At 64.8% G+C, this 11,189-nt stretch carries 9 protein-coding genes, 1 tRNA gene and 1 pseudogene; 6 read left to right on the top strand and 5 right to left on the bottom strand.

The features are described 5' to 3' along the window. The 6 genes from leuB to JWR51_RS22565 all read left to right on the top strand — a co-directional run. The coding region (gene leuB / locus JWR51_RS22590; RefSeq protein WP_299753149.1) for a 3-isopropylmalate dehydrogenase at nt 1-1,008 on the top strand (1,008 nt) is incomplete at its 5' end. 822 nt (nt 1,009-1,830) lie between these two features. Next, nucleotides 1,831-3,183: a hypothetical protein gene (locus JWR51_RS22585; protein ID WP_299753147.1), complete on the top strand. Its 1,353-nt coding sequence runs from the start codon at nt 1,831-1,833 to the stop codon at nt 3,181-3,183. Next, complete coding sequence (locus JWR51_RS22580; RefSeq protein ID WP_299753145.1) at nt 3,180-4,016, top strand: hypothetical protein; 837 nt, start codon at nt 3,180-3,182, stop codon at nt 4,014-4,016. The genes JWR51_RS22585 and JWR51_RS22580 overlap by 4 nt, the downstream gene beginning before the upstream one ends. A 50-nt stretch (nt 4,017-4,066) precedes the next feature. Next, on the top strand, nt 4,067-4,369 hold the full coding sequence (locus tag JWR51_RS22575; protein ID WP_299753143.1) for a hypothetical protein: 303 nt from the start codon (nt 4,067-4,069) through the stop codon (nt 4,367-4,369). Between the two features lie 213 nt (nt 4,370-4,582). Next, a complete protein-coding gene (locus tag JWR51_RS22570; protein ID WP_299753141.1) occupies nt 4,583-6,889 on the top strand; it encodes an EAL domain-containing protein in 2,307 nt (768 codons plus the stop codon). Nucleotides 6,890-7,021: 132 nt separating this feature from the next. Then, complete coding sequence (locus JWR51_RS22565) at nt 7,022-7,780, top strand: acyl-homoserine-lactone synthase (RefSeq protein WP_299753139.1); 759 nt, start codon at nt 7,022-7,024, stop codon at nt 7,778-7,780. Here JWR51_RS22565 and JWR51_RS22560 read toward each other — a convergent pair. From JWR51_RS22560 to JWR51_RS22540, 5 genes and pseudogenes are all read right to left on the bottom strand, one after another. After that, complete coding sequence (locus JWR51_RS22560; protein WP_299753137.1) at nt 7,777-8,949, bottom strand: GAF domain-containing sensor histidine kinase; 1,173 nt, start codon at nt 8,947-8,949, stop codon at nt 7,777-7,779. The two genes, JWR51_RS22565 and JWR51_RS22560, sit on opposite strands and share 4 nt — an antisense overlap. A 172-nt stretch (nt 8,950-9,121) precedes the next feature. After that, nucleotides 9,122-9,376: a hypothetical protein gene (locus tag JWR51_RS22555; protein ID WP_299753135.1), complete on the bottom strand. Its 255-nt coding sequence runs from the start codon at nt 9,374-9,376 to the stop codon at nt 9,122-9,124. A 48-nt stretch (nt 9,377-9,424) separates the two neighbouring features. Continuing rightward, nucleotides 9,425-9,500: transfer RNA gene (locus tag JWR51_RS22550), tRNA-Thr, on the bottom strand. Nucleotides 9,501-9,584: 84 nt separating this feature from the next. After that, nucleotides 9,585-10,964, bottom strand: a complete 1,380-nt coding sequence (locus JWR51_RS22545) for a heme biosynthesis HemY N-terminal domain-containing protein (protein ID WP_299753133.1) — start codon at nt 10,962-10,964, stop codon at nt 9,585-9,587. Continuing rightward, nucleotides 10,961-11,189 (bottom strand): annotated as a pseudogene (locus JWR51_RS22540) (hypothetical protein); the annotation flags it as partial. The pseudogene JWR51_RS22540 and the gene JWR51_RS22545, both read right to left, overlap by 4 nt.

The following is an 11,189-nucleotide window of genomic DNA, read 5'->3' as shown; positions in this document are numbered from 1 at the left end:
GGTCCGGACAGGTTCGTTACCGAGGAAGGCCTTGTCGGCGGCGCTGCTTACGACGCGAGCCAGGTCGCCATCACCGACGCCACCATGGAAAAGGCCATGGCCGCCGACGCCGTGATCTTCGGCTCGGTCGGCGGGCCGAAGTGGGACAAGGTGCCCTACGAGCACCGGCCGGAAGCCGGCCTGTTGCGGCTACGCAAGGATCTCCAGCTTTACGCCAACCTCCGCCCGGCGGTGACCTATCCGGCGCTGGCCGACGCCTCCTCGCTCAAGCGCGAGCTGGTCGAAGGCCTCGACATCATGATCCTGCGCGAGCTGACCGGCGGCGTGTATTTCGGCGAGCCCAAGACGATCACCGATCTCGGCAATGGCCAGAAGCGTGCCATCGATACGCAGGTCTACGATACCTACGAGATCGAGCGCATCGGCCGCGTGGCGTTCGAGCTGGCGCGCAAGCGCCGCAACAAAGTCACCTCAATGGAAAAGCGCAACGTCATGAAATCGGGCGTGCTCTGGAACGAGGTCATCACTGCGATCCATGCGCGCGAGTTCAAGGACGTGCAGCTCGAGCACATGCTGGCGGATGCCGGCGGCATGCAGCTGGTGCGCAATCCCAAGCAGTTCGACGTCATGGTCACCGACAACCTGTTCGGCGATATCCTCTCCGATGTCGCCGCCATGCTGACCGGCTCGCTCGGCATGCTGCCCTCGGCCTCGCTGGGCGCGCCCGATCCGGTCACCGGCAAGCGCAAGGCGTTCTACGAGCCCGTGCATGGTTCGGCCCCCGACATCGCCGGCCAGGGCATCGCCAATCCCATCGCCATGATCGCGTCATTTGCGATGGCGCTGCGCTATTCGTTCAACATGATCGAGCTCGCCGACAAGATCGAAGGCGCGATTGCCGCCGTGCTGGACGACGGCCTGCGCACCGGCGACATCGCCCAGGACAACCGCAAGCGGGTTGGCACCGAAGAAATGGGCGCCGCGATTTTGGCGAAGTTGAAGGCCTAGGTAACCGCACCCCCCGTCATCACCGGGCTTGTCCCGGTAGCCCATCTTTCTGTCTGCACGCGCCACCATCGTGGCTCCGCCCACCCCCACCCAACCTCCCCCTGCCAGGGGGAGGAGCCGTATCGTGCTTGTGGCTGGATCTCACCAACGAAGCTGAGCGAATTCCTCCCCTCGAGGGGGAGGTTAGGTGGGGCGGTTTAGCCCCAATCTCACCCCATTCGCCCCTTCCCGCGGGCTTGACCCGCGGGCCTCTCGCCACCCCACCGCCCTCAGTGGCCGACCACAATGACCCGCGGGTCAAGCCCGCGGGAAGACCGGTGGGTGGGAGACGTCGTCTCAGATCCGCTTCGCCTGGGTGACACCGATAATGGGCTGCCTTTATGCCCCTTCTCCCCATCCTCAAAACCTCCCCCATAATCTCCCCCGATATCCCCACAATGGCTGCGGGTTCGCGACGAACGGCCGTGGGGAGTTTGGTGGGAGGGGAATGCGGTCGCGCGATCCCTGGGCCAGCCCGACGTTCGCATCCCAAGGGAGGCCACGTTCGAGCGGCCAGAAACCCCATCGCATGCGGCGAGACGCTGTCTCGCTTATCTACAAAACCCATGAGGCACGTCTCGCCGCATGCCGCAGTCCTCGAACCGTCCCGCAATAGCGGGCAAATCGATCCAGTGGATCGATTTGAGGAGAGAAGGCCATGAGAGCTACGCTCGAATGGCACCGCCCGGTCCATCCGCGCGGCGTGTCCACTTGCCCATTTCTTGCCCGGATCGTCGTGCTAATCTCTGCTTAAGCCCGCTCCGGGCGAGGGGCCTGTCGCCGATGCAACTCAAGAACAACGCCTATCGCCTCAACGAAACCCTCAAGGGCGTCGAGACGATGACGCGCTTTGCCCTGGCGGTGCTGGCCCTGGCGTCGGGCGTCTATACCTATCTGGGCGTGCGCGGCATCCTCGATGGCTCGGCCACCTTCGTGTTCTTCGCCGCCATCATCTATTCGGCGGCTGTCTCGGTCGCCATCTACGCCTTCTGGAGCTTCATGCTGCGGTTCGTCCCGCTGGTGACCTCGGGGGTGCAGCGCATCGGCCTCTTCGTCACCATGGCCATCGGCTGCATCATGATCATGGCCATGAGCTCCTGGCTCAATGCCGCGGCCCTGGCCGGCTCCGCCGCGCTCGAACAGCACATGGCCGTCACCCTGCAGGGCTATGCGCAGGACCTCGACAGCGCCCATGCCAATGCACTGGCCGCGCAGAGCCTCCTGCCCGACGTGCAGCGCGCTGCCGAGCGCTTCGATACCCTCGCCGCCTCCGAGCGTGAATCGGGCGCGCTGACCGGCACCACCGGCTCCGGGAGCGTGGTGCAATTGCTGAGCCAGATGGGCTCGCAAATGACCCAGCTCGCCGCCACCATCACGGGCAGTCGCGAAGAAGTGTCGGGCCTGTTCGATCAAGGCTCGGCCCGCCTCGCCACCATGCGCGAACTGGTCTCCACGCCCGGCGCCATCGAGCCTAGAAGCGACCAGTTCCAGGCCGAGGCCGTCCAGCTCACCGCCGTCATCGCGGCGCTGCAGCAGACCGGGGTCGCCGCGTCGGTCAAGCGGGCCTCGGCCGATCTCAGCGCCGGCTTTATCGCCCCGGTGGCCGATGGCGCCTCCGCCGACCTCGCGAGCCGGCAGGATCGGGTGATGGAAACCGTACGCACGTCGGTCGCCGCCCAATCGGCCGCGCTGACCGCCGCCGCCGACGAAATCCTCGCCACGCCCCTGATCGAGCAACGCCGCTTCGTGCCCCTGTCCAGCGCCGAGGCGGTGATCCGCTATTGGAGCGACTTCATCCCCTCCTGGGCTGGCGCCATCTCCATCGACATGCTGCCAGTCGTGCTGGTCCTGGTGCTGATGATCGTCAACGACGCCCTGCGCCGCGATGCCGACAGCCTGGAAGAGGCCGAAAACATCACCGCCGCCGAGATGCTGCGTGCCATGGCGCTGTATCGGCGCATGCAGGAGACCGGTGTTCTCTCCGATCAGCCAATCCCCCAGCCCGCCACCCCGGAGGCAGAACCGCTGCCCGACGAGCCGCTGGCACCGGCCGCGCATGCGCCCCCCGACGACGCGACTGTCACCCCGATCGATACCGCCCAGCGCAAGCGCAATGAGGGCCCGGTCCGGCCATGAAAACCGCCGCCAATGAGCGCGCCGCGACTGATGACGGCCCGTTCTACCGACGCCTGATCGCCTTCCTTGCCGGCTTCGAGGATGGCGCGATCATGCGGGTGGCGTTTTTCGGCCTGCTGATTGGCACGCTGTCGGTGCTCTATGTCGATTACCGCGAGTTGAGCGAAGGCGAAGGGGCGGCTCTGGCCATGCCCATGCAGCCCATCCTGCCGCCGGCTGCCGATCCAGCCAGCCCGGCCCAGGGCCCGATGCCCACCATCACCACCAGCCCCGACGTGCTCGACGATCCTCTGGTTATCGCGCTGGAACCCGGCGGCGTGCTCGCCCTGACCGGTACCATCGATATCGGCTCGGCGGATCGCTTCGCCAGCGAGATCGCGGCGCGCGGCGAATATGTCAAAACCATCGCGCTCGATTCCCCCGGCGGCTCGGTGGAGGACGCCCTGACCATGGCCAGCCTGATCCACGATAAGGGCTTTGCCACCTCGGTGGCGGCGGGGGCGTTCTGCGCCTCGTCCTGCCCATTGGTGTTCGCCGCCGGCAAGGCTCGCCTCGCCACGCCGCAATCGGCCATCGGGGTGCACCAGATCTATGCCGCCCAGCTTTCGGGCGATCCGCAGGCCGCCTTGCGGGTCGCCGGCGCCGCCATGGCGGATGCACAAACCACAACTGCCCGAATCACCCGTTTTCTTGCTATAGTGGGTGTTGATCCGTCCGTTTGGGTACATGCCCTCGAAACGCCGCCGGATCGGCTCTACTACTTTACGCCTGAGGAACTGACGAAATACCGCCTGGTCACCGTGCTGGAAAATCAGCCAAAGACCGGAACCTGAGGAGGGGTGCGGGCATTTTGTTCCAATGTGTCTATGGAGAGGAGGCCATAATGACAGACGTACATACCCTGACACGCCACCGCGATATCCAGAACTGGGTCACGGACCGACGGGGCATCCCAGCTATCGCCCGCGTCCGCAACAGCTTCGGCGAAGTGCGCGCGCAACTGCGCCTGAGTTTCCAGCGCGCTCAGGCCGCCAAACCCGATCCGGCCAGCCAGGACGACGGCATGGCCCCGGTCTCGTGGACCGCATGGCTGGCCGAACTTGACCGCCAGCAACTGGCCCTCAAGGTCGACAGCACCAAGGCCGACAGTTTCGAGCTGGTCGAACGGCGCGGCGCCGTCAACTAAGCGTTAACCATCTGTCACTTTCCGGCACGGGCGCAAACCCGTGCCGCTTTGCATCTGCGCAGGCGTTTCGCCCGATGAACTCGACAGTTTTCATTAAAGTGGCATTCACCTTCCGCGCGACTAACCCGCACCTTCTTGGACGGCTGCGCCATTGTGGCAAGACCATCTTAACGCCGTGCATGGCTCATGGGAGGTCACAATAAGGAAGCGCGCGTGCTCAATTCGGCCCGCAAATCGATGCCCACCCTCGACTATGTGTCGATAGTCCGCTCCGTCTATGGTGATAGACGGGCGTTGCTGGCTGGCGCCTTCGCTTCCGCATCCGCTTCAGGCCTGACGGCCTACAAGGCCCAATCGCTGCCGCTGGCGCTGGTCACCTGTGCCTTCCTGATCTTCGGCGCCGCGCGTTACTTCAACATGCGGGCCTTCTGGCGCGCCGCCATCGACAGCGACGATGCCGATGCGGCCGAGCGCTGGGAATTGCGCGCCATGATCGGCGGCTCTCTGGTCGCCCTCACCTATGGCGTGTGGTGCCTGGTCACCATGGCCTGGACCAGCGATCCCTATGCCGAACTGGTCAGCGCCTCGCTCTCCATTGCCGTCATGGTGGGCCTCATCGCCCGCAATTTCGGCCTCGATCGCCTGGTCGCCACCCAGTTATTGCTAGTCATCGTGCCGCTGGCGATCGGCCTGGTCCTGCACGGCGACGCCTATCACGCGATCCTGGCGGTCTTGCTGGTGGTCATGCTGTCCAGCTTCCGCCGGCTGGCCGGCGATATTCGCACCATCCTGCTCAGTGCCGTGCATGGCCGGGTCGAGGCCTCGCGCCTCGCCGCAGAGCTGGATATGGCCATGTCCACCATGCAGCATGGCCTGTGCATGCTCGACGAAAGCGGCGTCGTCACCGTGGCCAACGAGCACGCGGTGCGCACTTTTTCGCTGATCGATATGACCAAACTCGTCGGTCAGTCGTTCCAGAGCGTGCTTGAAAAACTGGGCGAAAACGGACGCCTGCCGCGCACCGCCGTCGACCGGCTGCTCGACATCGTGGGCAAGCGCGCCTCTGGCAAGGTGCTGCTCTGCCTGCCGCATGGGCGCTATTACGAAGTCACCGTCAGCTCGCGCCAGGAGCGCAGCGTGCTGCTGTTCGAGGATATCAGCGAGCGTGTCGCCGCCGAGGAGCGCATCAGCTTCATGGCGCGTCACGATGCCCTGACCAGCCTGCCCAACCGCGCCTATTTCAGCGAGATGGCCACCGAAGACCTGGCCGCCCGCGAGCGCAATGGCGAGCCGGCCCGCGCCGTGGCGCTGATGATCCTGGATATCGACGATTTCAAGCACGTCAACGACACGCTGGGCCATATCGTCGGCGACCGGCTGCTGACCGAGGTGGCGCAGCGCCTGCGCGGTTCGGTGGGTCCCGAGGCTGTGCTGGCGCGGCTGGGCGGCGACGAGTTCATCGTCTATCGCGGCACCATCGGCGACACCGCCAAAGCCGATGCCGAGGTCGCGGCCATTATCGCCGCCTTCGCCACGCCCTTCGCCATCGACGGCATGGCGCTATCGACCAATATCAGCGTCGGGCTGGTCACCAGCACCTCGCTCGACGACGACCTCGATGCCCTGATGACCAAGGCCGACCTGGCGCTCTATATGGCCAAGGGCGACGGCAAGGGCCGCAGCCAGATTTTCCATGCCCAGATGGATATCGACTATCATTACCGCCAGCGCCTGAAGACCGACCTGCGCAACGCCGTGCGCGATGGGGCCCTGACGCTGGCCTTCCAGCCGCAACTCGATATCGCCTCGCGCAAGGTGGTGGCCTGCGAAGCGCTGGCGCGCTGGGATCATCCCGAGCTGGGCAACATTCCGCCCTCCACCTTCATCCCCCTGGCCGAGGAAATGGGCCTGATCTCCGAAATCACCGCCTGGGTGCTGCAGGAGGCGACGCTGCAATGCCAGAGCTGGCCGGGCGATATCGGCGTGGCGGTCAATATTTCGGCACGCGATTTCCGCGGCGGTGATATCGGCACCATGGTGGCCCAGGCCCTGGAACAGTCCGGCCTGGCTGCCGCGCGGCTGGAAGTTGAAGTCACCGAGACTGTGCTCATCGAGGAGCGCGATATCGCCCTCAAGGTGCTCAATGCCCTGGCGGCGCAGGGGATTTCCATTGCGCTGGACGATTTCGGCACCGGCTATTCATCGCTGAGCTATCTCAGCGTGCTGCCCTTCACCAAGCTCAAGATCGACCGCAGCTTCGTCGCCGACATCGCCACCGACCAGCGCGCGCTAAAGCTGTTAGCCAATGTGGCCCGGCTGGGCCGCGATCTGGGCCTGACAGTGACCGCCGAAGGAGTGGAAACCGAAGAGCAGCTCAACGCCATGCTGGCCAAGACCCGCATCGAACAGGTACAGGGTTATTTCTTCAGCCGGCCGCTGCCGCCACGCGATATTGCCGAATTGATCAGCCGGTTGAATGCCACAACCGCTCTGGCCGCACCAATTCGCAAGCATGGTTAACCCTCGTTAAGCATTTGTACGGACAACGAAAATCGGAGCCATCTCGGCTTTCGTGCCTGCGCGGGCGTTATTTCTCAATTTTGCTATGCCTAACAAAAGATTAACGTGATCCTCGTAGTTTGGGGATTGGTCATGAGTGCGGCAACCGATTCATCCGGCAGCGCAGCGTCGCGTTTTGCCGTTACACTGATTGATTTGCTCGATCGCGTACAATACCGGCGGGTCTCCGTCGACGAACAATTCGACCCGGTCTATGCCTTGCGCTACGCCGCCTATCGGCGCGAAGACTTCGTACCCGTCAACTCCCAGGAGATGACCCGGGACGACTATGACGACGCGGCCAATTGCTACAGTTTCGGCGTCTATATCGATGATGCCCTGGTCAGCTCGATCCGCTTCCACGTGGTGACGCCGGACAATTCGACCTCGCCCAGCCGCACCATCTGGCCGGAAATCCTCGAGCCGGTACTGGCACGGGGCGACAGCTATATCGACCCCAGCCGGTTCACCGCCGACCACGATGCCTCGCTGGCCATTCCGGCGCTGCCCTATCTGACGCTGCGCATCGTCGCCATGGCCTGCGAGCACTTCGCCGCGCGCTATTGCATCTCCTCGGTCCGCTCGGAGCATTCCGCGTTTTACCGCCGCGTCTTCGGCTCCCAGCAATTGGGGGATGAGCGCAATTGGGGCGAGCTGAAATTCCCGGTCTGCCTTTATGCCGCCGACGTGCCGGTGATCCGCGACCGTGTCGCCGATCGCTTCCCGTTCTTCATGTCGACGCCCGAGGAGCGCGCCAAACTGTTCGACGGCCTCGGCAAGCCGGTCCAGGCCATCGCCCCCACCGCCCGCATGGCCCATCGCCTGCGGCTGATCGAGACCGGCGCGGCCTAGACCAAAGGCATAGTGAAAGTGAAGCGCGTTTCGGCCGGCGACGAGGTGACGTCGAGCCTGCCGCCATGCGCGGCGGCAATCTGCGAGGCGATGTAAAGCCCCAATCCCAACCCCTGCTGGCTGGCTTTGACATGCCCGCGATAGAAGGGCTGGAACAGCCGCCCCAGCGTTTCCGGATCGATCGGCTCACCCGCATTGGCAACCCAAAGCTCGAACGCCCCATTGCGCGTGCCGGCGCCGACGCGCACCGTCTGGTCGGGAGCGCCATGGGTCAGCGCATTGCCCAGGAGGTTGGAGAACAATTGGGCGAGCCGCACCCGGTCGCATACCACCGGCCGGTCCAGGGCAAACTCGGTTTCGATTGTGCGTTCGGGCCAACTGGCTCGCAGTTCGGCGATCACCTGGCTGAGCAAGGGTTCGATCTCGGCGGACTCGTCGCGCAGCGCCAGGCCATTGCCCAGGCGGCCGCGCGCAAAATCCAGCACATTCTCGATCAACTCGCCCATGCGCGACACGCTGCCCTGCATCAACCGGACGATAGTTACAGCCTTGTCGTCGAGCGGGCGCTTCAGCAGCAGATTGGTGCCGGCCTGGATCGAGGCCAGCGGATTGCGCAGGTCATGCCCCAGCACGGCGATGAACTGCTCGCGCAATTCGGAGGTCTGCCGCTCGGTCAACAGGTGCGCTTCGCTGGAACTGAGCTTTTCCGCTGCTTCCAGATGATAGCCGATCAGCTCGGCGAACAGCTTGAACATGCCGATCACCTCAGGCGTGTGTAGTCGCGCCGGGCGCGGATCGATGGCGCAGAGCGTGCCGAAAAACCGTCCGCCCGGTAGCGTGATGGGCATCGAAATATAGCTCTGGAAGCCATATTGCTGGGGCGTGTGGTGGTTGCGGAACGCCGGGTCCTCGGCGACGTGGTCGATGACCACCGCGTTGCCGGTCTGGCGGATTTCGTGACAGATCGTTGTCTGGACCTGCAATTCGCCGCCCGGTTTCAACCCGAACTCGATCGTGTCGAGCACCTGGCAGGCGATCCAGCGGTCCTCGGTGACGCGCGCCACTGCCGCAAAACCCATGCCGGTGGTGCGGCATACAACTTCCAGAATGGTCGGAACGGCTTCAATGCCTTTGACGGCGTCGATATCGTGCTGGAAGTCAGTGCTCACGTCGGTCCCGGCCTATCGCTGCAACAAAGATCGAGCGCGACGCCTCGCCATGACCTTCATCCCGTGCACCTGCGTTTGCCAGGCGGCAAACGGACCAGTCCACTCTAATCCGGGATACGCTATCACGGGGGACTTTGTCCGTCCTTGACGAAATAGGGATGCCGAGCCTTGCCTAGTCTAGATCGGGCACATCACCGTCTTGATAGAGCACGACCGGCGGCCCGAACTCGCCCAGCAGCAGGTCGGCCGAGCGCGACCAGGCGATGACCCCCACATGGCGCCGCGCCATCTCCTTGGCCGTCCGGATCGCCGTGCCCTCGTCACGCATCTCGCGCGGCTCGAAGGCCGGCAGCAATTCGCCATCCTCCGAGCGGTCGAAGGCCAGCAGGACAATCAGCTTGGTGGGTTTGGGCTCGGCGTCGCTCATCGGCGGTCACTATCGAAAGTGTGGAAACAATCGCCCAACCGGAAGAAGTGGTGCCGCTTAGGTGACTCGAACACCTGACCCCATCATTACGAATGATGTGCTCTACCAACTGAGCTAATGCGGCATACCGGGCCGGCAGAAATCTGCCATGGCGATGGCTGTCTTTTACTGATGGGCGCGCCGGCGTGCAAGAGGCATAATCGGGGGTTTATGCTTCATTGTTCTGGCGCGGCAGGGCGAGCGGGGTGGCGGTTTCGATCGGACGATGCGGGGGCTCGGCGGAGACGGGGGCAGGTTTGACCGCCACGGCGCTGGTGGGCACTTTCCATTCGAAGGCGTCGAGCTTGCCGGTGATCGGGGATATCGGCTCCCACTCGTCGGCAGTGACGCCGTCGGTGGTCCAGACCGGGTCGCGCGGTGCGCGGACGGCGCGGGCCAGCCATTCGCGCGCCTTGCCCTGGTCGGCATTCTGGCCCTCTTCGATTTCGGCCATCAGCAGGCATACCGTCTGGGTCGGCGCCGCGCCCGCGAAATTGGCGAGCGCATTGCGCGCCGCGCTCCATTCATAGGCATCGATCGCAGCGCGCGCCAGGACGATGGCGGCGCTGCGGGTGGGCGGCGGGCTTTCCACCAGTTCGCGCATGCGCTTCAGCCTGTCGACGGCGGAGGCGCCGGGCACGGCATTGGCGTAAAGCGTGGCGACGTCGGGGTGGCCGGTGGCGCGCCAGACGCGGCGCAACAGGCTCATCGCCTTGCGTCCTTCGCCGCGATGGGCGTGAATGCGTGCCGCTATCAGGGTTGCCGGCACGAAATCGGGCAGCAGCTTGAGCGCTGCCAGCGCGTGGTTAAGCGCGGCCAGCGGATCGCTGGTTTCGAGCGCCTGGGCCTGCGCCGTTTCGATGACGGCCTGCTTGCGGCGCTTGGCGGCTTTTTGCTCGCGGGTTGCCGCCGGTTCGTTGCTGACCAGGGCCAGAGCCTCGGTCCAGGCGGCCTTTCTCGTCAGGTCGTCAAAGACAGCGGCGCTGGCCCAACCGGCATTGGGCGAGAGGAGGCTGGCTTTTCTGGCAAAGGTCAGCGCGGCGTCCGCCCGTCCCTGAGCCCGGGCTTGGTCATAAAGGCCCGAAAGCGCCGCCAGCGCCGTCTTCTGGTTGGAAATCAGCGCCCGGTAATGTTCGCGGGCGGCGGGCATGTCGCCGAGCGCCAGATCGGCGCGGGCTTCGAGCAATTGCGCGGCGGCATTGCCGGGCAGTTTCGAGCGCGCATCGCGGGCCAGTTGCCGGGCCAGATTGGCGTCACCCGCCTGCAGCGCGATAAAGCCGTCCGACAAGGCTTCGACGCCCTGTTCCTTGCGTTTCTGGCGCATGCGGCGGGCGAAGAATTTCGGCGCCGAAATCAGCCGCCGGACGATGGCCCAGATGAAAATGCCGATGGCGAGAGCGGCGAGCAGCATGAAGATCGCCGTGCCGAGGCGCGGCTGCATCCGCAGGCCCGCCACATCGAGCGTCACGATGCCGGGCAGGCTGATGATCCAGGCAATGGCACCGGCGATGAGCAGCGCGCCGACGATCCAGGTAGCAAGACGAATCACTGGGTCACCCCGGTGCTGGAGAGCGCGTTGGTTCGAAGGTCGGCGATAAAGGCGTCGGCGGCGGCAAGCTCCGCGACGTCCTGGGGAATTGTACCAGCGGCCTGCCGCATCGGCTCGGGAAGCTTGGCAAAGAGCGGCTCGGCGGCGGCAAAATCTCCTGCCGTCATTGCGTTCTCCAACCGCGCGACGACCGCATCGGGGCTGTCGCCCGCTACATCGCCGCTC

The organism is Devosia sp. (genome assembly GCF_028290625.1).
Classification (GTDB): Bacteria; Pseudomonadota; Alphaproteobacteria; order Rhizobiales; family Devosiaceae; genus Devosia.
Note: the sequence above shows the minus strand (reverse complement) of the source record. Positions and strands in the feature narration are given on the sequence as shown.

What these genes read in the sequence shown, in the direction of transcription:
- JWR51_RS22585 (WP_299753147.1), top strand. Translation starts at nt 1,831, where the DNA reads ATGCAACTCAAGAACAACGCCTATCGCCTCAACGAAACCCTCAAGGGC.
- JWR51_RS22580 (WP_299753145.1), top strand. Translation starts at nt 3,180, where the DNA reads ATGAAAACCGCCGCCAATGAGCGCGCCGCGACTGATGACGGCCCGTTC.
- JWR51_RS22575 (WP_299753143.1), top strand. Translation starts at nt 4,067, where the DNA reads ATGACAGACGTACATACCCTGACACGCCACCGCGATATCCAGAACTGG.
- JWR51_RS22565 (WP_299753139.1), top strand. Translation starts at nt 7,022, where the DNA reads ATGAGTGCGGCAACCGATTCATCCGGCAGCGCAGCGTCGCGTTTTGCC.
- JWR51_RS22555 (WP_299753135.1), bottom strand. Translation starts at nt 9,376, where the DNA reads ATGAGCGACGCCGAGCCCAAACCCACCAAGCTGATTGTCCTGCTGGCC.